Genomic DNA, 22,516 nt, shown 5'->3' with positions numbered 1-22,516 from the left:
GGAGTGGATTTTACATGTTTAAAATTCAAGAAGTTCGTGAATTAATTAAATTAATTGATAGCTCTAATATTGATGAATTTGAATACAAAAAAGACGGTACAACAATCAAAATGAAAAAACGTGGTAATGAAGTAGTTACTGTGCAAGCACCGGTAACGAAACAGGTAGTACAGCCAGCAGCATCTGTCGAAGTAGAAACAGCAGTAGCGGCAGCGCAAGTAGAAGCGCCAAAACAAGAAGAGAAGACAGCTGTTCAAAATGAAAACCTACATAAAATCACATCACCGATGGTAGGGACATTTTATTCCTCTTCTTCGCCTGATACACCTCAATATGTAAGTGTTGGGGACAGAGTATCGAAAGATTCTATCGTATGTATTGTTGAGGCTATGAAATTATTTAACGAAATTGACGCAGATGTAGAGGGCGAAATTGTTGAAATTCTTGTTAATAATGGACAGCTTGTTGAGTATGGACAACCGCTATTTCTTGTAAAAGCGTAATAAGGGAGTCTTTGTGATGATAAAAAAAGTATTAATAGCCAATCGTGGGGAAATTGCTGTACGAATTATTCGTGCTTGTAAAGAAATGGATATTGAAACAGTTGCAATTTATTCAGAAGCAGACAAAGAGTCACTTCATGTGCAAATTGCAGATGAAGCGTATTGTGTTGGACCAACGATTTCAAAAGAAAGCTATTTAAATTTGACGAACATTATTAGTGTTGCGAAATTAACAGGTTGTGATGCAATTCATCCGGGATATGGATTTTTAGCAGAGAATGCAGATTTTGCAGAATTATGCCGTGAGTGTAACTTGATTTTTATCGGTCCAAGCCCAGAAGCCATTTCAAAGATGGGCACAAAAGACGTTGCACGTGATACAATGAAAGAAGCAGGGGTTCCGATTGTACCAGGTTCACAAGGGATTATTAAAAATACCGAAGAAGCGATCGAGCTTGCTAATCAACTTGGATATCCAGTTATCATTAAAGCGACTGCAGGTGGCGGCGGAAAAGGTATTCGTGTTGCGCGCCATGAAGAAGAGCTTGTAAAAGGAATTCAAATTACACAGCAAGAAGCCAGTACCGCTTTTGGGAACCCTGGTGTATACTTGGAGAAGTACGTTGAAGATTTCCGCCATGTTGAGATTCAAATAATGGCAGATACACATGGAAATGCCATTCATTTAGGAGAGCGTGATTGTACAATTCAGCGCCGTCTGCAAAAACTATTAGAAGAAAGTCCATCACCTGCACTTGATGAGAATATTCGCAAGCAAATGGGTGAGGCAGCAGTTAAAGCGGCGGTAGCGGTTGATTATACAGGTGCTGGTACGGTTGAGTTTATTTATGAATATAAAACGAAAAGCTTTTATTTCATGGAGATGAATACGAGAATCCAAGTTGAACATCCAGTTACTGAAATGGTAACAGGGATGGATTTAATTAAAGAACAAATTCTTGTTGCTTCTGGAGAAAAGTTATCGTTACAGCAAGAAGAAGTACAATTTAATGGTTGGGCAATGGAATGTCGAATTAATGCGGAAAACCCTGCCAAAAAATTTATGCCATCTCCAGGTAAAGTAGAAATGTACTTACCACCAGGCGGATTTGGTATTCGCGTCGATTCAGCTGTATATCCGGGATATTCAATACCACCTTTCTATGATTCGATGGTTGCTAAATTAATTGTTCACGGAAAAACACGTGAAGAGGCAATTGCAAAAATGAAGCGAGCGCTCAGTGAGTTTGTCATTGAAGGCGTACATACAACAATCCCGTTCCATTTGCAATTGCTAGAGCATCCTGATTTTGTAAAAGGTGAGTTTAACACGAAATTTTTGGAAGAGCATGAACTTGTGACGCAGTGATACATTAAAGGAGGTTTTTTTCATGGCTGAACATATGTTAGATATGGGTCAAGATACAACTCTTGGAAAAGTAGAAATTGCACCAGAAGTAATCGAAGTAATTGCAGGTATTGCAGCTGCTGAAGTAGAAGGTGTAGCGGCAATGCGTGGTAATTTTGCTACAGATGTTGTTGAGAAGTTAGGTAAGAAAAATCATGGTAAAGGTGTAAAGGTTGAATTAGCAAACGAAGATATTATTGTTGACCTTTATGTTGTGATGTATTTTGGTGTAGCGATTCCGGTTGTTGCACAAAAAATTCAAGACAATATTCGCCAAGCACTCTTTACAATGACAGGACTTGAGCCAAAAGAAGTGAACGTTCACATCGTTGGCGTAACATTCGAAACACAAAAAACAGAAATCGAACCAGTGTAAGAGTGGAAAAAGGTGCCTAGTAAAATAGGCATCTTTTTTATCGTTTCATTTCTTCACAAATTAAAACCCTCTAATTATTATACTATTTCAAAAAAAAAGAAAAATAAAACGGTATGTTTCATTTTTCCAAAAAACGTACATTGTGATAAGATATGGAACTTGAAGTTAATCTTTTTATTATTTTTCAGCCTTGTACCCCGTGTGTGAAACGATAAATTGTGTTATTATCATTGTATTATAAGGTTGGAAAATCAATGAAAACTGCAAGAGTAAGTGAATTGACGGCTTATAAATTATAATAATATAACAAAACATAAGGAAAGACTTGAAGTATAAAGGAGAGTTACAATGAAACGTAGGACGGCTAGAGAAAGAGCAATGCAAGCATTATACCAAATGGATATTACAGGTGAATTAGAACCGAAAGTAGCGGTGGAAAATACGCTAGATGAAGGCGAAGAAACAAATGAGTTTCTAGAATCACTTGTTGTAGGATTTGTAGACAACAAAGAAGAGATTGACGCAGCAATTCGTCAAAATTTAAAAAAGTGGAAGCTTGAGCGTATTAGTATTGTTGATCGCAGTATTTTACGTGTAGCTGTGTGTGAGATGAAATACATGGAAGAAATTCCGCACAATGTAACAATTAACGAAGCAATTGAAATCGCAAAAACATTTGGGGATGAGGAATCTCGTCGTTTTATTAACGGCGTTTTATCTAATATAAAAGATACACTGTAATTTCTTTAAGGGGGAAACTTAAAATGGTAGCAGTAATCATCAAAGGAAATGAAGTTGCGGAGAAAAAACGAGCACAATTAAAAGAAAAAGTTGTGAAGTTAAAAGAGCAAGGGATTGTACCAGGATTAGCAGTTATTTTAGTTGGAGAAGATCCAGCATCTCGTTCTTATGTAAAAGGAAAAGAAAAAGGCTGTGAGCAAGTAGGAATCTATTCAGAGCTAATAGAACTTCCTGAAACGATTACTGAGGAGCGTTTGCTTGCTGAAATCGATCGCTTAAATGGAGACGACCGCATTAATGGCATATTGGTACAATTACCTTTACCAAAACATATTGAAGAAAAAGCTATCATTGAAAGAATTTCACCGGAAAAGGATGTAGATGGATTTCACCCAATCAGCGTAGGACGTATGATGACGGGACAAGACACATTCCTTCCATGTACACCGCATGGCATTTTAGAATTAGTAAAAGAAACGAATCTTGATATTTCTGGAAAGCATGTTGTTGTAATTGGAAGAAGTAATATTGTTGGTAAACCAGTGGGGCAACTGTTTTTAAATGAAAATGCAACTGTCACATATTGTCATTCTAAGACGCAAAATATAAAAGAATTATCGAAGTTAGCTGATATTTTAATCGTAGCCGTTGGACGACCGAAAATGGTAACAGCTGACTATATTAAAGAGGGTGCGGTTGTAATTGATGTTGGTGTTAACCGTTTAGAAACAGGCAAACTTTGTGGTGATGTTGATTTTGACAATGTATTAGACGTTGCAGGTTACATTACGCCTGTGCCAAAAGGAGTCGGCCCAATGACTATTACAATGCTTCTTCACAACACTGTGGAGTCTGCAAAGCGTGCAGGTGTTGTTTGTCAATAATTTGAATCGGCTATGAGGAGAGAGAAATGGAGAAACAATATTTAACCGTTACAGCATTAACACGCTATATTAAAACAAAAATAGAGTATGATCCGCATTTACAGTCTGTTTGGTTAAAAGGAGAAATTTCCAACTTTAAATATCATAGTCGTGGTCATATGTATTTTACATTGAAAGATGAAAATGCAAGAATTGCAGCGGTTATGTTTGCGGGTCATAATCGTAACATTAAATTCAGACCGGAAAATGGAATGAAAGTACTTGTAAAAGGAAAGATTTCTGTTTATGAGGCGAGTGGTTCTTATCAAATTTATATTCAAGACATGCAGCCTGACGGAATTGGAAACTTGCATTTAGCTTATGAGCAATTAAAAGTTCGTTTAGAGGAAGAGGGCTTGTTTTCTCAAGTTTATAAAAAAATAATTCCTCCGTATGCTAAAACAATAGGTGTAATCACGTCGCCAACAGGAGCAGCAATTCGCGATATTATAACAACAATTAAACGTCGTTATCCAATTGGAAATGTTATTGTGTTTCCTGTACTTGTACAAGGGGAGTCAGCAGCTCCCTCGATTGTACAAGCAATTCGTACAGCGAATGAAATGGGAGATATTGATGTTTTAATTGTTGGGCGTGGTGGAGGCTCTATTGAAGAATTATGGGCCTTTAATGAGGAAGTAGTTGCAAGAGAAATTTTCACAAGTGAGATTCCGATTATTTCGGCTGTAGGCCATGAAACAGATTTTACAATCGCAGATTTTGTCGCGGATTTACGTGCACCAACACCGACTGCAGCAGCTGAGTTGGCGGTACCTAATACTATAGAGTTACAAGAAAAGGTATTACAAAGAACTCTGAGATTGCAAAGAGCAATGAGAGAGAGAGTACATAAAAAAGAAGAAAAACTGCAAGTGTTACAAAAATCTTATGCGTTCCGTTATCCAAGGCAAGTGTACGAGCAAAAAGAAGAGCAGTTAGACAGGGCTCTTGAACAACTTGTTTTAGCGAAAGAGCGTTATATAGATAAAAAAGTAAATCAATTAAAGCAACTTTCATTTTATTTAGAAAAGCACCACCCATCTCAAAAAATTATACAAACGAAAACGGCAATTGAAACGTTGCAAAAGCAGTTGCAACGTGAAATGCAAACATTACTTCAAACGAAGGAGTTCGTATTTGTGAGAGCGGCTCAAAAGCTTGAGGTATTAAGCCCGCTTAAAGTAATGATGAGAGGGTATGGGCTTGTATACGATGAAGAGAAACAAGTATTAAAAAGCGTGAAAGATGTTAGCCTTGGAGATGCTGTTTCGGTTCAATTACAAGATGGAATACTAGATTGTAGTGTATCAAGCATAGAGGAGCGTGAATTGAATAATGGAAAATAAGTTAAGCTTTGAAGAAGCAATTTCGCAGCTTGAGCATCTCGTTTCTAAGCTTGAACAAGGTGATGTACCTTTAGAGGAAGCAATTTCTTATTTTAAGGAAGGCATGGAATTATCTAAGCTTTGTGATGAGAAATTGAAAGATGTACAAGAACAAATGGCAGTTATCCTTGGGGAAGATGGAGAGCTTAAACCGTTTACTGCTTTAGGAGATGAAGCATAGTGACACATATAGCTTTTGATGCTTTTTTGAAAGAGAGTAAAACTTTCGTAGAAGAAAAGCTTGTAAGCTATGCAAATGAATTACAATGTCCAAATGTGCTTCGTGAAGCGATGGCATATTCTTTGGAAGCGGGTGGGAAACGTCTCCGCCCGTTACTTTTATTTGCAACGTTACAAGCGTTTGGGAAAGAAAGAAATCTTGGAGTGGGTGCAGCTTGTGCCCTTGAAATGATTCATACATATTCGTTAATTCATGATGATTTACCTTGTATGGATGATGATGATCTAAGACGAGGAAAGCCTACAAATCATAAAGTATTTGGTGAAGCAATGGCAGTTTTAGCGGGAGATGGTTTGTTGACATATGCTTTTCAAGTTATTATGGCATATGAGCAAAAAGAAATCTCTGCTGAAAAAAAAGTAAGACTTGTACTTGAGCTTGCGAAAGCAGCAGGACCTGAAGGAATGGTTGCTGGACAAGTGGCAGATATGGAAGCTGAAGGAAAACGACTTACAATTAATGAATTAGAGTACATTCATAATCATAAGACAGGTAAACTGCTTGAGTTTGCTGTACTTGCAGGCGCGATACTTTCTGATGCTACAGAAGAGCAAGAAGAGAAGTTACTTGCATTTGCGAAATATATCGGTCTAGCTTTCCAAATTAGAGATGATATTTTGGATGTAGAAGGAACAGAAGAAGAGATTGGAAAACCGATTGGTAGTGATGCTTCCAACGAGAAGAGCACATATACGACGTTATTTACTGTAGATAGAGCAAAATCTATTTTAGAGGAGAAAATTGCAAAAGCAAAAGCTTCTATTAGCTCCTTACAATTACAAGATGAATATTTACTATCTATTTGTGATTTAATCGCAAAACGTAATAACTAATATAACAGCGTTTCCATTTGTTGAGTCATTCATCATTTTATGATATAAATGTAGGAAAAGGTTTTTCTTTTCTTGTTATTGGCAAAAATATATGTAGATTACATTGCCGTTATCACTTCGTGTTAGCGGCTATTTTTTTCATCACGTAAAGAAATATGATGTATAATATGATAAGTGAAAAAATGGAAGTGTTTTCTGAAAGCAGGACAAGATAAAAAGAATAGAAAAGATAATTTCTTGTGTTGTGTAAATGTTTCTTATAATATTTGACATGTTGACAGATTATGAAATGAAAGTGAGTGATCCATGTGGATCTAACGCAAATTCAAAACCCTAGTTTTTTGAAAGATATGTCTATCAGTGAACTAGAGGGGTTGAGTGAGGATATTCGTAAGTTTTTAATTGAAGAGCTCTCTCAAACAGGTGGACATATTGCACCTAATTTAGGTGTAGTAGAACTCACAATTGCTCTGCATAAATTATTTGATAGTCCGAAAGATAAGTTTTTATGGGACGTAGGACATCAATCCTATGTACATAAAATTTTAACAGGGCGTGCGAAAGAATTCGGCACATTAAGGCAATACCAAGGTCTATGTGGTTTTCCAAAACGCTGTGAGAGTGAGCATGATGTTTGGGAAACTGGTCATAGTTCAACGTCGTTATCTGCTGCAATGGGAATGGCTCTAGCACGTGATTTAAAGAAAACGGAAGAATACGTTATACCAATCATTGGCGATGGTGCATTAACAGGCGGAATGGCTTTAGAGGCATTGAACCACATTGGGCATGAAAAAACGGACATGATTGTTATTTTGAATGACAATGAAATGTCAATTGCACCAAACGTCGGTGCACTTCATAATGTACTTGGTCGTTTACGTACCGCAGGGAAGTACCATTGGGTAAAAGATGAACTAGAGTATATATTGAAGAAAATCCCAGCAGTCGGCGGGAAAGTTGCTGCGACAGCAGAGAAAATAAAAGATAGTCTAAAATATTTACTAGTATCAGGCGTCTTTTTTGAAGAATTAGGCTTTACATATTTAGGTCCGGTCGATGGGCATGATTATGAAAAGTTATTCGAAACGTTGCAATATGCAAAGAAAACAAAAGGCCCAGTACTTGTTCATGTTATTACGAAAAAAGGAAAAGGTTATAAACCAGCTGAAAGTGACGTTATTGGAACTTGGCATGGAACAGGATCGTATAAAATTGAGTCAGGTGACTTCGTTAAACCGAAAGAAGTTGCACCAGCATGGAGTGCTGTTGTTAGTGAAACAGTGCTTAAGCTAGCGAGAACGGATGAACGTATCGTTGCAATTACGCCTGCAATGCCTGTTGGATCGAAACTTGAGAAATTCCAAAAAGAATTTCCGGATCGCATGATTGATGTAGGTATTGCAGAGCAGCATGCTACAACAATGGCAGCTGGTATGGCAACACAAGGGATGAAGCCGTTCTTAGCAATTTATTCAACATTTTTACAAAGAGCATATGACCAAGTTGTTCATGATATTTGTCGCCAGAATTTAAACGTTTTTATTGGAATAGATCGCTCTGGATTAGTAGGAGCAGACGGTGAAACGCATCAAGGTGTATTTGACATCGCGTTTTTACGTCACTTGCCGAATATGGTGCTTATGATGCCGAAAGATGAAAATGAAGGTCAACATTTAGTATATACAGCGATGCAATACGAAGATGGGCCGATTGCTTTACGTTATGCACGCGGAAATGGACTTGGCGTTCAAATGGATGAAGAATTAAAGGCGATTCCAATCGGTACATGGGAAACGTTAAAAGAAGGCACACAAGCAGCAATTTTAACGTTTGGTACGACAATCCCGATGGCAATGGAAGCAGCTGAGCGTCTTGAACAAGCTGGAATATCAGTGAAAGTAGTGAATGCTCGCTTTATTAAGCCGATGGACGAAGCATATTTACATGAGCTTTTAGGGAAAAATATACCGATTTTAACGATTGAAGAGGCTTGTTTAATCGGTGGCTTTGGAACGGGAGTAGTTGAATTTGCTTCTGAGAACGGATACCATAGTGCTTTAATTGAACGAATGGGTATTCCTGATCGCTTCATAGAGCATGGTAGTGTAACAAAACTGTTAGAAGAAATTGGTTTAACAACAGATGCTGTTGTAGACCGTATTCATACAATGATTCCATCAAAACAAAAAAGGGCGTAACAAATGAGCGTAAAAAAAGAAAGAGTAGATGTACTATTAGTAGAGCGAGGGCTTATAGAAACGCGTGAGAAGGCTAAACGTGCTGTTATGGCAGGTCTTGTATATGCGAATGAAATGAGACTCGATAAGCCAGGGGAGAAAATCTCACAAGATACGGAGATTACGGTGAAAGGGCAAGTCATGCCGTATGTAAGCCGTGGTGGTTATAAGCTTGAAAAGGCATTAGAAACATTTCAACTTGATTTACAAGATAAGGTTATGATAGATATTGGTTCATCAACTGGTGGTTTTACAGACTGTGCGCTTCAAAATGGGGCGAAGTTATCCTACGCATTAGATGTAGGATATAATCAACTTGCGTGGAAATTGCGTCAAGATGAGCGTGTTGTTGTGATGGAACGAACGAACTTCCGTTACGTGACACCGGCAGATTTAGAGCGTGGTTTACCGCAGTTTGCAAGTATTGATGTTTCATTTATATCATTAAGGCTTATATTGCCGGTTTTAAAAACAATGCTTATGCCAAATGGTGATGTAGCTGCATTGATTAAACCTCAGTTTGAAGCTGGACGAGAACAAGTCGGGAAAAAAGGCATTGTTCGTGATAGAAAAGTACATGAAGCTGTCGTGGAAATGATTGTCGATTTTGCTCTTAAGGAAGGCTATAATATCGAAGGTTTAACATTCTCACCAATTACAGGCGGGGATGGAAATATTGAATTTTTAATTCATCTAAAGTGGCACGGTGAGCGTGAGAATGGCGAAAATCATTCTCCGGTTTCTATTGAGCAAGTTGTTACAGAAGCACATGATGTTCTAAAACAAAAAGGGAAAGGGGAATAACATATGTTGTTCCTCTTTTTGTTGTAATCGTATAATGATTATAAAAACAATTGTGTACAAGTAATGGATTATACGGTAACATAAATAAATGAAGTATACCAATGTTTAAACTATGGTAAGAGATAGTGTGAGGTGCAAATGTATGAATAAAGGTCAGCGCCATATTAAAATCAGGGAAATTATTGCTAACAAAGAAATTGAAACACAAGATGAACTAGTTGATATTTTACGTAATGTGGGGTTTAATGTAACGCAAGCAACAGTATCGCGCGATATTAAAGAACTGCACTTAGTGAAGGTGCCATTACATGATGGCCGCTATAAATATAGCTTGCCAGCAGATCAACGATTTAATCCGTTGCAAAAATTAAAACGAAATCTAGTGGATTCATTTGTAAAATTAGACACGGCAGGACATATGCTTGTGCTAAAAACATTGCCTGGTAACGCTCATTCACTTGGGGCACTCATTGATCATTTAGAGTGGGATGAGATTGTCGGAACCATTTGTGGTGATGATACTTGCTTAATTATTTGCCGTACACCTGAAGATACAGGTGTTGTCTCTGATCGTTTCTTAAATATGCTTTAACAGAAAAATCTTGTTTACTTTCCTCTGTAAAGTGGAAAGTAAACAAGATATTTTTATTGGCGAAAAATACGGATTTTCAAATACAATACATTATTTTTTTTGAATGAAGTTAGAAAATAGGTGGATTGACCCGTAAAACGAATGTTTGGTACAATGGAGCGGGTTAGAATAGTAATTTATACATACAAACATATAGTATAACTATTTGAATGAAGAATACTGAGAAAAGCCCTTAATAGGGGATTAGTTTATAACGAGGTGAATGGGGCATTGTTATCGGAATTATCGATCAGAAACTTTGCTATTATTGAGGCATTAAATATTTCTTTTCAAAAAGGTTTAACCGTTTTAAGTGGTGAAACAGGAGCTGGAAAATCCATTATTATTGATGCAATTAGTTTGCTTGTTGGTGGCCGTGGTTCAGCAGAATTTGTTCGATATGGAACAGAAAAGGCTGAGATAGAAGGCTTATTCTATGTAGAAGATGACAAACATCCATGTATCGCAAAGGCAGAAGAGTTAGATATAGAAATAGAAGATGGCATGATTATTTTGAAGCGTGACATCGCTGCGAACGGAAAAAGTGTCTGTCGTGTAAATGGGAAACTTGTTACACTCAGCATATTAAAAGAGATTGGAAAAACGCTAGTTGATATTCATGGACAGCATGAAACACAAGATTTAATGAATGAAGAGCGTCATATGTTTATGCTTGATCATTTTGATGGAAATCGCATTGTTAAACAATTGGGCATATATCAAAATGTATATACAGACTATGAGAAGTTAAAAAAACAGCTGAAATCTTTAAGTGAAAATGAACAACAAATGGCCCATCGTCTAGATTTAATTCAATTCCAACATGAAGAAATTCGTAAGGCGGATTTAAAAATGGATGAGGAATATGAATTGACTGAGGAACGATTAAAAATCTCCAATTTTGAAAAGATTTATAAAGCATTAGGAGATGCGTATCGTTCGTTAAGTGGAGACGGACAGGGATTAGATCACGTAAGAAATGCAATGGGACAAATGGAGAGTATTACGCACTTAGATGAAGCGTATCAAGAAAATCATGATTCTATTGCAAATAGTTATTACTTATTAGAAGAAGTTGCATACCAGCTTAGAGAAAAATTAGATATGATGGAATATGATCCGAAACGTCTAGATGAAATTGAAACACGTTTGAATGAAATCCGTATGTTAAAGAGAAAGTATGGAAATACTGTAGAAGAGATTTTAGCGTATGCTGATAAAATTGAACAAGAAATTTTTACGATTGAAAATAAAGACGTACATATTGAAACGACGAGAAAGCAGTTAACGAAATTAGAAGGTGTTATTGTAAAAGAAGCAACGTTGTTAAGTACTATGCGTCATGAGCTTGCAGATCATCTTACAAGCGCTATTCATCAAGAATTAAAAGAACTATATATGGAAAAAACGAAATTTGAAGTGAGAATTATGAAGAGGGTAGGAAATGTAGAAGAACCTCTCGTGGAAGGAACACCGGTAAAACTTACGGCGGATGGCTACGATCATGTGGAATTTTATATTTCAACGAATCCGGGTGAACCGTTAAAGCCACTTTCAAAGGTTGCTTCTGGCGGAGAGTTATCTCGTATTATTTTAGCTTTAAAAAGCATTTTTTCTAAGCATCAAGGTGTCGCATCTGTTATTTTTGATGAAGTGGATACGGGTGTGAGTGGTCGGGTTGCACAGGCTATTGCGGAAAAAATTTATCGTGTATCAGTAAACTCGCAAGTACTTTGTATTACGCACTTACCTCAAGTAGCTTCAATGGCGGACTCTCATTTATTTATTAGAAAACAAGTGGCGAATGATCGTACGATTACATCGGTTACTGTGTTAAGTACGGATGAAAAAGTAACAGAAATTGCTCGAATGATTTCTGGTGTTGAAATTACAGATTTAACGACAGAGCATGCGAAAGAGTTACTTACGCAAGCGCATCATTTCAAACAGACAGCAGAGGCTATCCAGTAATGGATAGCTTTTTTTTCTCAAATGACGATTTCTTAATTCTTCCGGTTATAAATAAAGCGCTGCAAGGAGAGATTAAAAAGTGAAGCCAAGAGGCTGAATGTGGGGTAGGAGCGAGGAGAGTGAACAAATTGAAATTAGAAAGATTTCGAAAAATAATAGGTCTTTGTCTCCTTGTTTCTCTAGTTTTTATTGGATGTTTTAAACCGCTTCGAACGTTTATTTCATCGCCGAAGCAACTTGTTGTTTTTGAAGGACAACAATCAGAAATAGCATCATTACCAGTTTTTAAGGCTGCATCTACAAATCGTAATGTATTTACTGTAAGTTCAAATGAACAAGAACTTATGGTAAATTCTCACCAAAATGGTGAAGCTGATATGGTGTTTCAACTTGCTGGTTTTCCAGTGAAAAAAGTAAATGTGAAAGTATTAAAAGATTTTAAAGTTATTCCAGGTGGACAATCGATTGGTGTAAAATTGAACACAAAAGGTGTACTTGTTGTAGGCCATCATTTAATTCAAACTGAAAAGGGTAAAGTATCTCCTGGTGAAACAGCTGGTGTACAGATTGGAGATATGATTACTGAAATCAATGGTAAAACAATTGAAAGAATGAGTGATGTAGCACCATTTATTCATAATAGTGGAGAAACAGGTGAACCGCTTAATCTTGTTTTATTAAGAGATGGAAAATATATTCGTGCTAAGCTAACACCACAAAAAGACAATGGTGAATCCTCTTACCGAATTGGACTGTATATTCGTGATTCAGCAGCTGGTATCGGAACGATGACATTCGTACATCCAGATTCCATGAAATATGGAGCGCTTGGTCATGTAATTTCCGATAATGATACAAAAAAGCCAATTCAAGTAGAAGATGGACAAATTATGCGTTCGACAGTAACGTCTATTGAAAGAGGAAGTCACGGGAACCCGGGAGAAAAATTAGCAAGATTTTCACCGGATCGTGAAGTGATTGGTAATATTACAATAAATAGCCCGTATGGTATTTTTGGGAAATTAAACACAGATATGACAAACGGCATAATGGATAAAGCAATGCCTATCGCATTATCCCATCAAGTAAAAGAAGGGCCAGCGAAAATATTAACAGTTATTGATCAAGATAAGGTGGAAGCGTTTGATATTGAAGTTGTTAGTACGGTACCACAAAAGTTCCCGGCTACAAAAGGTATGGTTATAAAAGTGACAGATAAACGTTTACTAGCAAAAACGGGTGGTATTGTACAAGGAATGAGTGGAAGTCCGATTGTACAAAATGGGAAAGTAATTGGTGCGGTTACACATGTATTTGTAAATGATCCAACGTCAGGATACGGTGTTCATATTGAATGGATGTTACATGAGGCTAGAATTAATATTTATGATCAAGAGAAAAAAGCGAGCTAATACATATTAGCTCGTTTTTCTTTTGAAAAATTCGTTGAAATTTTGTAAAAGCTCCGCAAGAGCTGTTTTTTGTTGTAAGATATAAGCAAAGGGTTGAACGTTTCGCTGTAATTCTATGATGGAATGTGTTGCGAAAGTAAAAAAATGAACGATAAACATATTTTTTTGTGATTTTATCGGAAAGTAAGAAACTTTAAAGGGAATTTTCACACAATTGTCGAACAATTCATGTAGCCTAGAAGCTTACACATGTCGGAAGAATCGATTCGGTAAGGGAGGAAAAACTGTGGAGAAAATTAAAGTATGTCTTGTGGATGATAATAAAGAATTGGTATCGATGCTAGAGAGTTATGTTGCTGCCCAAGATGATATGGAAGTTATCGGAATTGCTTACAATGGTCAAGAATGTTTAAACTTATTGAAAGAAAAGCAGCCTGATATACTCGTTTTAGACATTATTATGCCACATTTAGATGGTCTAGCTGTGCTAGAGAAAATGCGACATATTGAAAGGTTAAGACAACCTAGCGTTATTATGTTGACAGCATTCGGACAAGAAGATGTGACGAAAAAAGCGGTTGATTTAGGGGCATCATATTTCATATTAAAACCATTTGATATGGAGAATTTAACAAGTCATATTCGTCAAGTTAGTGGTAAGGAAAGTGCTACTATTAAACGTCCATTACCATCTTTCCGATCAGCAACAACAATCGATGGAAAACCGAAAAACTTAGATGCGAGTATTACAAGTATCATTCATGAAATTGGTGTACCCGCTCATATTAAAGGGTACATGTACTTACGAGAAGCAATCTCTATGGTGTACAATGATATCGAATTACTAGGATCTATTACGAAAGTATTATATCCAGATATTGCAAAGAAATATAATACAACAGCAAGCCGTGTCGAGCGCGCAATCCGTCACGCAATTGAAGTAGCTTGGAGCCGTGGGAATATTGATTCTATTTCGTCCTTATTTGGTTATACTGTATCCATGTCAAAAGCAAAACCTACGAATTCTGAGTTCATCGCAATGGTTGCGGATAAGCTAAGACTTGAACATAAGGCTTCGTAAACGCTGTAATATCAAGGTGTTAAGCGTATTTCATAACAAAATTTAATAACCAACGAATTACGTATGTAGGCAATAAAGTACATAGGTAATTGGCGGTTAATTTAAAAACCTTCTATTTATTGGATTGAAATTTTAATCCCAATAGCTAGGCGGTTTTTTTGTTGTATGAATAACTTTCAGATGAATGTTGAAAACTTTTTGCTTCATATTTAGAAAGAGAATTAAAAGTTACGGATGTTGATAAGGTAAAACCTCTTCATATTCGGACGTATATTAAATATTTAAGGGAACGTGGTAAATACACATTTACATCTAATACAGCTAGTGAACAAATTAATTATCCAACACGTAGAACTGATTATGGAAAGACCATTAGTGAAACAACGATTGCTAATTATCTTCGCAATATTATAGAACAGTATTGTGATAATACTGAAGCAAATTTAATAACAACGTATTTAGAAAGCCCACATTTATCATATAGAGATTTAGGATGTTTATACGGTATAAATCACCCTGAGAAAGTGAGGCGAATCCTTGAGTCTGCCAAGGAGAAGTTAAGGAAGGGTATATTTTGAAAGGACCGCCGTATATGTTCCTTTTATTTATATCGAAGAAAACTAGTTAATTCACCTCCTTTTTAAAGGAGGCATATTAAATTTTCATTAAAAAAACCAAGTATTTAGAACGGTGCAATAATTAAGCGTGGTATAATTTTCTTATGAAATACTAGGAAAATAAGGGGTATTATGGTTCAAATGAAAAGTGTCCTTTCCTATCAACAGCAACAATTAAAAAGGGAGGTCAATGCATGAGTTTAAATATGTATTTGGGAGAAGTACAAAACCAAACACAAAGCATGAACGCTGTATGTACCGCTACCATTCAAGGTATGGAACAAGTCATTCAGTCGATTGACACCTTTGCAATTGATACTGTTCTACAAGGACAAACTTATAGCAGTGCAAAATCATTTTTTGTACAAACCTTTCGTCCTTTAGCACAAGGAATCATTTATCTGTGTGAAGAGTTAATTCGTCAAAATGATGCTTTTCCAAGTCAATTTCAATCACAAGTCGCTTCCATAGATGTAATCGAACAAGAAATATTAGAACAAATTCGAGAAATTGACCGAATGAAAGCAAGTATGGAAGCCATCAGTCAAGCTATGCCAATCCCAGGTATGGACGCTATGGCGAATCTTTTTACTGTCATGAGGAAAAAACTGCAAGAAAAATTAGAACATCTATATGAATTTAATTATACTTCTAGTAATTGGACGGTAGTTTAAAACTAAATCAACCTAAATAATCTTAATTGTTTTACTAATTGAATTATAAAGGAGTAAAAGGTATGAAAATTTGGCAATTAAAAAGTTTATTTGATAACTATAAATCTTTTCAACTATTAAATTTGAAAGAAGACCGTAAAAAATATTTTGATGAAAAAATTGATTTGGCAATAAAGCTATCTGATTCATGGGGAGAAATTCTTGTTGAATGTGTAGAAGGAGATAACCATAGTGATTGTCCTATGTTCTGGGGGGAACTTGGCACGCCAATGGTTAGTAGAAAAGCAAAAGAGGTATTAGAACCTCTAATTTGTAATAATGTTGAGTTCCTTCCGCTAACCCATGATGTTACAGGTGAAGTTTATTACCTAATAAACGTTTTAAATACAATTGATGCAATTGACTACAATAAAGCAGTTTTTGAAAAACTAAGTACAGGATTAATAATAGGTTTCGAAAAATACGCATTTTTACCTAATATAGTTGAGGGGCAGATAATATTTAAAACCTATTTAAATCAAAGATTACACTCCTCTACTGTTTTAGTGTCTGACGAATTTAGAAATGTAGTTTTAGAGAGTGATTTAGAAGGTTTTGAATTTGTAGAGGTATGGGATTCAGAGGCAAATATGTAAAAGAAAGTTCTAAAATAACTGATAGAAGTTAGTAACATGGACACAAAGGTTTCAGAAATTCTAAGAATGTTAGACAATTATGAGGGAAACGAGAAAGAAATATTTGAAATGTTAGAACGTGAAGTAACGGCTAGAAAAGCTTTGAGAAAATCAATAAAAAAGAGGTTGCAGTCAATTGAAAACAATAGTTAAAAATATAGGTGGTAAAAATATAATAGCTACAGCAGAAGAACATTTAAGCCCTCAAATAGAAAAATTATTATATTTGCTAACTAAAGTAGAAGATAACAAATTAGTTGATGGATTTTCTATACAAGTTGGCTGGTCTCTTTTTATTCTATCCAAATGTGAAGATGGGTATCGTATTATTGTCCCAGATTATACAAAAAATCCTTTTAAGGATACTACAGAAGATTTAACAATTGCTTTATGGGTGCAATTAGAACAAGTACATTGTTTACGTCAGTTAAATATTGAGGGTGAAATGATAAAGTTTAGCGATAAAATAGTGACTGCAAAGAACGTGTTGCAACTAGATGAGGTTTATTTACAAAGGGCTAGTGATTGTGAAAAAGGTGATTCTGGTTGGTATATCGGTCCTGTCGAAGAAACAGAAGATGAATTAGAAGCATTTTACGCATATCAGCTATTAAAAATTAGACCTTCAATTATTCAAGTTTTAGCCTTACCTTATGAATATCTGGTAGTTTTTGAGAAAGATAAAATCAAGGAAATTTTAGATGATAAAGATGTCGATGTTTGGAATGGCGTTATAAACTGAGATTAGTTAAATTCTAAAATAACTGACAGGAGTTAGTAACATGGATGCAAAGGTTTCAGAAATTCTAAGAATGTTAAACAATTATGAGGGAAATGAAAAAGAAATTTTGAACAGATTCAAGCTGAAGCAATGGTGAAATCTAAACAATGCGAAGAAATGATAGATACGATACTGAATAATAAGTCCAAAACTGAAAAAGAAAAACATGAAGCTATAATGAGTATGATAGGACATATTTTCACTTGTGGCGTATCTTATGGGAGTGTTCAAGTTCCATTAGAAATGATTAAGAATCGTCAATCATCTATACATTGATTTATATTTTGAGATAAAGTCGTATCAGATAGTTGATGAAATGAATAATAGTACACGAATGTCATTTAATTTTATTGACGTTTGCCCCTGTGGTTATGTATCATATTCTTATACACATTAGTAACGTAATGTTACCAATGAATTAGGAAAAACTAAACCAATAAAGGGCGTGAAATTTAGCGTATTTATTGGACGAAAAGAAAATGTTAGAAACGTCTACATATCAACGTTTAAAGCTTTTGGTTATACTGTATCCATGTCAAAAGCAAAACCTACGAATTCTGAGTTCATCGCAATGGTTGCGGATAAGCTAAGACTTGAACATAAGGCTAGCTGAGAGGAAAAGTAGTAAGGGATTTAAGTTTTAGTAGAGCTTAATAATTCTTGAAATTTATACTCGATATCAATTTTAAAACCAATAAACTTTTATTTAATGACCAATGAATTTTAGAATTCGTTGGTCTTTTTATTTTGTTGAGAAAAAGAGGGAGAAGTGATATCGATTTTATCAAAATTATTTGGGTAGATAAAAAGGGTTGTTTGATATTATGGAAAATAAAACCTGTTTTTAGTAATATTACATATAAGTGAGTTTTTTAAGGTAATTAAATAGGTATACAGAGGGAGAAGGAAAATGAAAAACAAAATATTAACTTGGCTAGGAATAGTAGCAGCTATGGGAGTTCTTGCTGTTGCAGTTACATTTGGAATGTTAGAGCTTGCCGATAATCCAGTAGATAAAGAAGTGAGTGCTCAAATAGATAAAAAAGAAGACCCAACGATAGTAGGTAGAGAGGTAGATGGAGTCTTTGTTGATGTGTATGTTACTGAAAATTCTACTGAAAGCGAAGTCATTACAGCGATGTATCACATGACTCATCAAAAAGTAGTGGCAGAACGAAAATCGGGATCCATCCCAATGATTCAAAATAACGCTGAAAAATTAAAAAAAATCATAAATAAGAGTAGTTTTGCGAAGAAAAATGAGCTTGTAGCAATTGCTGATAGATGGGCGAAAAAAGATTTTAGTAAAATTGTAGAAGATCACAATTTTTTCTCGGATGCTCAAGAGGGTAATGTTTGTAAAGCCACTAGAGCGATGGATGCGGTAGAAGAGCAACATTATATTTTAACTACATTCGGGGAGGAAAAAGCGAAAGAACTATACGAATCAGGGGATACTCCGCACATTCAATAAAAAATAATATGAAGGGCTTCTAGTTTTTTTATTACCTTGCTTTAAGGGGGCAATGGTGACTTGTGAATAAATATTCTGCTTTCTTTATGACTTGTAACAAAAAAGAAGATATATAATTCATTATTAAATGATGAAGTAAAGGCTAAATCGCATCGTAGTACATCTGTTAAAGGATTTTAGCGGGGAAGTCATCCATGATATAATAGATGATAATAAAAAGCCCTGCAAAACAGGACTATATTATTCTTCGTCTTTATTTTGTTTTTCTAATTCAACTAACTTTTGGATTAAAATATGCTGTGGCATATGCATAAGTTGTTCAAGTGGAACACCTAACGCTTTTGATAGGCGGACTGCAGTGTCTGGAGAAATTTGTAATGGTCTCATAGAAGTACCTCCTTTTTCGTATAGTATAGCATAAGATTGGGGGAGTGAGGATGACTCTTATATTTGCGCATCGTGGTGCGGCGGGAACGTATCCGGAAAATACAATGATTTCATTTGAAGCAGCAGAGGCTTTCGGGGCAGATGGAATTGAACTCGATGTTCAATTCACGAAAGATGGAAAAGTTGTCGTTATTCATGATGAAACGGTGGATCGGACAACAAATGGAAAAGGTGCGGTTCGAAATTATTTATATGAGGATTTATGTAAGTTGGATGCGAGTTATAAATTCGGTGACAAAGTAGGTTTTTGCAAAATACCTCTTCTAGAAGAGGTGTTAGAATGGCTCGCAAAAACGAAATTGCTACTCAATATTGAACTGAAAAATAATAAAATCCCATACAGAGGTTTAGAAGAAGAGGTTATAACACTTGTACGTAAGTTTAGTCTAGAGGATCGGATTGTGTTTTCTTCTTTTAATCACTACAGTATGAAGCGATGTCATATGATGGCTCCTGATATTCAAACAGCTATTTTGTATCGTGAAGGTTTGCATAGCCCGTGGGCATATGCAAAAAAGATGGGTGCTACTGCAGTACATCCGAATTATCGTTATCTTCAAGATGCTATCGCTGAATTAACGATGGGAAGTGGTGTGGAGGTTCGTCCTTACACGATAAATGAAGAAACGCTTATGCGTAAATATTTTGATATGAATATATCAGCGATTATTACTGATTATCCTGAAACAGCAAGAACTTTATTACCGATAAAAAAATGAGACCTAATATAATGGTCTCATTTTTTATTTATGATATGTGAAAACTTTGTTTTATCTTCTGAAGCGTGCTTGTACTTTATTTCTCTTACGATCTCTGTGTAAGACGAAGCCGCCGAAGATATAAAACCCGAGTGCGAAGCAAAGAGCGCCGATTAAAAATTGTAACCATAATATAGGGATTGGGGAGAACAAAATCCCAAATACAGTATCTCTCATTAGTTTAATACCAAGCACGGCTAATGAAATGGGGATGAGTGCTAATAATAGAGCGAGGTAACGCTGCATACATAACGCTCCTTTTCAGATTATTTTGTGTATTTTAATGATGTTATATGGAATGGGGGTTTGTCAAGAGGTTGCTGAACGAGTAAGATAAGAATGTGAAAAATTTTGCAGAGATACTTCGAGAGGAAGTGTAATGTATGAAACAAAATGTGTTAATTGTTGGAGCAGGTGAAGGTGGGAGTACACTGCTGAGTCTGTTGCAAAATTCGAATATATTTCAAATTATAGGAGTTATTGATAGTAATCCAATTGCGAAAGGATTACAAATCGCAAAGGAATATGGGGTTCCGATTGGTGATAGTGTAACTCCGTTTCTTTCTATGCATATTGATGTAATGTTTGATATGACAGGTGATTATGATTTACATAAAGTTTTATTGGGAAGCAAGCATAAAGACACCCTTCTTATACCAGGGGATATTGCAAAAATTGTTACGAGACTAGCGCATGAGAAGGAAAGCTTAATTGGAAAGCTAGAAGAACAGACGCAACAAGGGAATTTAATTTTAAATTCAACGCATGACGGTATGATTGTTATAGACCAAGAGGGACAAGTTCGTCTGTTTAATAAAAGCGCAGAGCGTATTACTGGATATAAAAAAGAGGAAGCAATAGGGAAATATATTTTAGAAGTTATTCCAACGAGTAAGTTGCTTCGTATTATACGCACGAAAAAAATAGAAGTGAATCATGAACTGACGTTAGAGAATGAAAAAAAGATTATTACAACGCGTATTCCGATATTAAAAGAAGGTGGAGAGGTTCAAGGGGCATTTGCGATTTTTAAAGACATTACAGAAGTTGTAGATTTAGCGGAAGAAGTTACAGACTTAAAAGAAATTCAAACGCTACTTGAGGCGATTATTAACTCATCTGAGGAAGCAATTTCGGTTGTTGATGAGAAAGGAAGAGGACTAGTTATAAACCCTGCTTATACGAAGTTAACGGGTTTGACTGAAGAAGAAATTATTGGGAAGCCGGCTACAACTGATATTGTGGAAGGTGAAAGTATGCATATGAAAGTACTTCGGACGCGCCGAGCGGTACGAGGAATACATATGAAGATTGGGCAAAAAAAGCGAGATGTAATTGTAAACGTAGCACCGGTTATTGTCGATGGAATATTGAAAGGGAGCGTCGGGGTAATTCGCGATGTATCAGAAATTCAAAAGTTAACAAATGAATTGAATAGGGCAAGACAAATTATTCGAACGTTAGAAGCAAAATATTCATTTGATGATATTGTTGGTGATTCAGATGAAACGACGGCAGCTATTGAACAAGCAAAACTTGGAGCGAATACACCGGCAACAGTATTGCTTAGAGGGGAATCTGGTACGGGGAAAGAGTTATTTGCACACGCTATTCATAACAGTAGTAATCGAAAATACAATAAGTTTGTACGAGTAAACTGTGCTGCTATTTCTGAGACCTTATTAGAAAGTGAATTATTCGGTTATGAGGAAGGCGCGTTTTCTGGAGCGAAAAGAGGCGGGAAACGAGGATTCTTTGAAGAAGCGAATAATGGAAGTGTTTTTTTAGATGAAATCGGAGAGTTATCTGCAAATACGCAAGCGAAGCTCCTTCGTGTGCTACAAGAAAAAGAAATTGTGAAAGTAGGGGGAACGAAAGCGATACCTATTAATGTCCGGGTAATTGCAGCAACACATGTGAATTTAGAAAAGGGCATTCTAGAAGGAGAGTTCAGAGAGGACTTATATTATCGTTTAAATAAAATCCCGATTCAAATTCCTTCCCTTCGTCAGCGTAAAGGAGATATACCAGCGATTGCAGAAAGGTTAATTCAAAAAATTAATCAAGATTATGGTCGTAATGTAGAAGGACTCACCGATTCAGCCGTTTCGTATTTGCAATCATATGAATGGCCAGGGAATGTTAGAGAACTTGAAAATATTTTAGGACGAGCTATTATCTTTATGAATTATAACGAAATATATATTGATGTACATCATTTACCGCCTTTACATAAAGAAGAACAAGTAGAGACGAAACAAAATAATTTATTACCTGAATTAGAAGAGAAGGCCCTTGAACACCTAGTGACAGAATTTGAGGGGAATATTATCCGTGAATATTTAGAGAAATTTGATGGGAACAAAACGAAGACTGCAAAAGCGTTAGGAATTTCAGTTCGAAACTTATATTACAAGCTAGAAAAGTATGACTGTGCAAAAAATAGCATGCAATAAATTGCATACCGTGCAATTTATTGCGTGGTATACAAAAAGCGACAAAACGAGACAGAATATTTCGTTGTTTTTCAAAGTATTGATTT

The 22,516-nt window shown here is 35.8% G+C and carries 22 protein-coding genes and 3 pseudogenes; 23 read left to right on the top strand and 2 right to left on the bottom strand.

The features are described 5' to 3' along the window. The first annotated feature begins 14 nt into the window (after nt 1–14). From accB to LCF45_RS20585, 21 genes and pseudogenes are all read left to right on the top strand, one after another. Nucleotides 15–503 (top strand): acetyl-CoA carboxylase biotin carboxyl carrier protein, encoded by a 489-nt coding sequence (accB, locus tag LCF45_RS20680; protein ID WP_002129047.1) that lies wholly within the window; start codon nt 15–17, stop codon nt 501–503. Between the two features lie 16 nt (nt 504–519). After that, a complete protein-coding gene (gene accC, locus LCF45_RS20675; RefSeq protein ID WP_002015065.1) occupies nt 520–1,872 on the top strand; it encodes an acetyl-CoA carboxylase biotin carboxylase subunit in 1,353 nt (450 codons plus the stop codon). 22 nt (nt 1,873–1,894) lie between these two features. Continuing rightward, nucleotides 1,895–2,287 carry an Asp23/Gls24 family envelope stress response protein gene (locus tag LCF45_RS20670; RefSeq protein ID WP_000807630.1) on the top strand — a complete coding sequence of 131 codons (393 nt, stop codon included), beginning with the start codon at nt 1,895–1,897 and terminating at the stop codon, nt 2,285–2,287. Nucleotides 2,288–2,635: 348 nt separating this feature from the next. Next, the gene (gene nusB / locus LCF45_RS20665; protein ID WP_002067080.1) at nt 2,636–3,028 is read left to right on the top strand and encodes a N utilization substance protein NusB; all 393 of its coding nucleotides are present in this window, start codon (nt 2,636–2,638) and stop codon (nt 3,026–3,028) included. A gap of 23 nt (nt 3,029–3,051) precedes the next feature. Next, a complete protein-coding gene (gene folD, locus LCF45_RS20660; protein ID WP_002067081.1) occupies nt 3,052–3,912 on the top strand; it encodes a bifunctional methylenetetrahydrofolate dehydrogenase/methenyltetrahydrofolate cyclohydrolase FolD in 861 nt (286 codons plus the stop codon). A gap of 26 nt (nt 3,913–3,938) precedes the next feature. Continuing rightward, entirely contained in the window at nt 3,939–5,297 is a 1,359-nt protein-coding gene (gene xseA, locus LCF45_RS20655) for an exodeoxyribonuclease VII large subunit (RefSeq protein ID WP_002015068.1), read from the top strand. Next, nucleotides 5,287–5,517, top strand: a complete 231-nt coding sequence (gene xseB, locus LCF45_RS20650) for an exodeoxyribonuclease VII small subunit (RefSeq protein WP_000428422.1) — start codon at nt 5,287–5,289, stop codon at nt 5,515–5,517. The genes xseA and xseB overlap by 11 nt, the downstream gene beginning before the upstream one ends. Next, nucleotides 5,517–6,410, top strand: a complete 894-nt coding sequence (gene ispA, locus LCF45_RS20645; RefSeq protein WP_002129045.1) for a (2E,6E)-farnesyl diphosphate synthase — start codon at nt 5,517–5,519, stop codon at nt 6,408–6,410. The genes xseB and ispA overlap by 1 nt, the downstream gene beginning before the upstream one ends. Nucleotides 6,411–6,718: 308 nt before the next feature. Then, a complete protein-coding gene (dxs, locus tag LCF45_RS20640) occupies nt 6,719–8,611 on the top strand; it encodes a 1-deoxy-D-xylulose-5-phosphate synthase (RefSeq protein ID WP_002129043.1) in 1,893 nt (630 codons plus the stop codon). A 3-nt stretch (nt 8,612–8,614) separates the two neighbouring features. Then, a complete protein-coding gene (locus LCF45_RS20635; RefSeq protein WP_002015074.1) occupies nt 8,615–9,454 on the top strand; it encodes a TlyA family RNA methyltransferase in 840 nt (279 codons plus the stop codon). Between the two features lie 142 nt (nt 9,455–9,596). Next, entirely contained in the window at nt 9,597–10,046 is a 450-nt protein-coding gene (gene argR / locus LCF45_RS20630; RefSeq protein ID WP_002015076.1) for an arginine repressor ArgR, read from the top strand. A gap of 270 nt (nt 10,047–10,316) precedes the next feature. Further along, nucleotides 10,317–12,056, top strand: a complete 1,740-nt coding sequence (gene recN / locus LCF45_RS20625) for a DNA repair protein RecN (RefSeq protein WP_002088564.1) — start codon at nt 10,317–10,319, stop codon at nt 12,054–12,056. 119 nt (nt 12,057–12,175) lie between these two features. Continuing rightward, nucleotides 12,176–13,468: a SpoIVB peptidase gene (gene spoIVB, locus LCF45_RS20620; protein WP_002129041.1), complete on the top strand. Its 1,293-nt coding sequence runs from the start codon at nt 12,176–12,178 to the stop codon at nt 13,466–13,468. Nucleotides 13,469–13,754: 286 nt separating this feature from the next. Further along, nucleotides 13,755–14,549 carry a sporulation transcription factor Spo0A gene (gene spo0A, locus LCF45_RS20615; protein WP_002015081.1) on the top strand — a complete coding sequence of 265 codons (795 nt, stop codon included), beginning with the start codon at nt 13,755–13,757 and terminating at the stop codon, nt 14,547–14,549. Between the two features lie 811 nt (nt 14,550–15,360). Beyond that, a pseudogene (locus LCF45_RS20610) lies at nt 15,361–15,825 on the top strand (T7SS effector LXG polymorphic toxin); the annotation flags it as partial. 77 nt (nt 15,826–15,902) lie between these two features. Further along, complete coding sequence (locus LCF45_RS20605) at nt 15,903–16,475, top strand: imm11 family protein (RefSeq protein ID WP_002138281.1); 573 nt, start codon at nt 15,903–15,905, stop codon at nt 16,473–16,475. Between the two features lie 36 nt (nt 16,476–16,511). Continuing rightward, a complete protein-coding gene (locus tag LCF45_RS20600) occupies nt 16,512–16,667 on the top strand; it encodes a hypothetical protein (protein WP_002129038.1) in 156 nt (51 codons plus the stop codon). Next, on the top strand, nt 16,651–17,256 hold the full coding sequence (locus LCF45_RS20595; RefSeq protein ID WP_078203130.1) for an immunity protein Imm33 domain-containing protein: 606 nt from the start codon (nt 16,651–16,653) through the stop codon (nt 17,254–17,256). The genes LCF45_RS20600 and LCF45_RS20595 overlap by 17 nt, the downstream gene beginning before the upstream one ends. A 40-nt stretch (nt 17,257–17,296) precedes the next feature. After that, a pseudogene (locus LCF45_RS27080) lies at nt 17,297–17,571 on the top strand (hypothetical protein). Between the two features lie 238 nt (nt 17,572–17,809). Next, nucleotides 17,810–17,908 (top strand): annotated as a pseudogene (locus LCF45_RS20590) (sporulation initiation factor Spo0A C-terminal domain-containing protein); the annotation flags it as partial. Nucleotides 17,909–18,205: 297 nt separating this feature from the next. Continuing rightward, nucleotides 18,206–18,769: a PRK06770 family protein gene (locus LCF45_RS20585; RefSeq protein WP_002167694.1), complete on the top strand. Its 564-nt coding sequence runs from the start codon at nt 18,206–18,208 to the stop codon at nt 18,767–18,769. Between the two features lie 240 nt (nt 18,770–19,009). Here the strand turns inward: LCF45_RS20585 and LCF45_RS20580 are convergent, their stop codons facing one another. Beyond that, nucleotides 19,010–19,156 carry a YycC family protein gene (locus LCF45_RS20580; RefSeq protein WP_001247671.1) on the bottom strand — a complete coding sequence of 49 codons (147 nt, stop codon included), beginning with the start codon at nt 19,154–19,156 and terminating at the stop codon, nt 19,010–19,012. Between the two features lie 50 nt (nt 19,157–19,206). Between LCF45_RS20580 and LCF45_RS20575 the strand changes: the two genes are divergently transcribed. Further along, nucleotides 19,207–19,935, top strand: a complete 729-nt coding sequence (locus LCF45_RS20575; RefSeq protein WP_002033957.1) for a glycerophosphodiester phosphodiesterase — start codon at nt 19,207–19,209, stop codon at nt 19,933–19,935. Between the two features lie 51 nt (nt 19,936–19,986). Here the strand turns inward: LCF45_RS20575 and LCF45_RS20570 are convergent, their stop codons facing one another. Then, on the bottom strand, nt 19,987–20,220 hold the full coding sequence (locus LCF45_RS20570; RefSeq protein ID WP_001190193.1) for a DUF2627 domain-containing protein: 234 nt from the start codon (nt 20,218–20,220) through the stop codon (nt 19,987–19,989). Nucleotides 20,221–20,357: 137 nt separating this feature from the next. Between LCF45_RS20570 and LCF45_RS20565 the strand changes: the two genes are divergently transcribed. Beyond that, a complete protein-coding gene (locus tag LCF45_RS20565) occupies nt 20,358–22,430 on the top strand; it encodes a sigma 54-interacting transcriptional regulator (protein ID WP_002129032.1) in 2,073 nt (690 codons plus the stop codon). Nucleotides 22,431–22,516: the final 86 nt, after the last annotated feature.

The organism is Bacillus sp. 41-22 (assembly GCF_025809295.1).
GTDB lineage: Bacteria > Bacillota > Bacilli > Bacillales > Bacillaceae_G > Bacillus_A > Bacillus_A mycoides.
This window is presented reverse-complemented; position numbering and strand designations above follow the sequence as displayed.

Coding starts and splice junctions, on each gene's coding strand:
- accB (WP_002129047.1), top strand. CDS start 15: ATGTTTAAAATTCAAGAAGTTCGTGAATTAATTAAATTAATTGATAGC.
- accC (WP_002015065.1), top strand. CDS start 520: ATGATAAAAAAAGTATTAATAGCCAATCGTGGGGAAATTGCTGTACGA.
- LCF45_RS20670 (WP_000807630.1), top strand. CDS start 1,895: ATGGCTGAACATATGTTAGATATGGGTCAAGATACAACTCTTGGAAAA.
- nusB (WP_002067080.1), top strand. CDS start 2,636: ATGAAACGTAGGACGGCTAGAGAAAGAGCAATGCAAGCATTATACCAA.
- folD (WP_002067081.1), top strand. CDS start 3,052: ATGGTAGCAGTAATCATCAAAGGAAATGAAGTTGCGGAGAAAAAACGA.
- xseA (WP_002015068.1), top strand. CDS start 3,939: ATGGAGAAACAATATTTAACCGTTACAGCATTAACACGCTATATTAAA.
- xseB (WP_000428422.1), top strand. CDS start 5,287: ATGGAAAATAAGTTAAGCTTTGAAGAAGCAATTTCGCAGCTTGAGCAT.
- LCF45_RS20635 (WP_002015074.1), top strand. CDS start 8,615: ATGAGCGTAAAAAAAGAAAGAGTAGATGTACTATTAGTAGAGCGAGGG.
- argR (WP_002015076.1), top strand. CDS start 9,597: ATGAATAAAGGTCAGCGCCATATTAAAATCAGGGAAATTATTGCTAAC.
- LCF45_RS20605 (WP_002138281.1), top strand. CDS start 15,903: ATGAAAATTTGGCAATTAAAAAGTTTATTTGATAACTATAAATCTTTT.
- LCF45_RS20600 (WP_002129038.1), top strand. CDS start 16,512: ATGGACACAAAGGTTTCAGAAATTCTAAGAATGTTAGACAATTATGAG.
- LCF45_RS20585 (WP_002167694.1), top strand. CDS start 18,206: ATGAAAAACAAAATATTAACTTGGCTAGGAATAGTAGCAGCTATGGGA.
- LCF45_RS20580 (WP_001247671.1), bottom strand. CDS start 19,156: ATGAGACCATTACAAATTTCTCCAGACACTGCAGTCCGCCTATCAAAA.
- LCF45_RS20575 (WP_002033957.1), top strand. CDS start 19,207: ATGACTCTTATATTTGCGCATCGTGGTGCGGCGGGAACGTATCCGGAA.
- LCF45_RS20570 (WP_001190193.1), bottom strand. CDS start 20,220: ATGCAGCGTTACCTCGCTCTATTATTAGCACTCATCCCCATTTCATTA.
- LCF45_RS20565 (WP_002129032.1), top strand. CDS start 20,358: ATGAAACAAAATGTGTTAATTGTTGGAGCAGGTGAAGGTGGGAGTACA.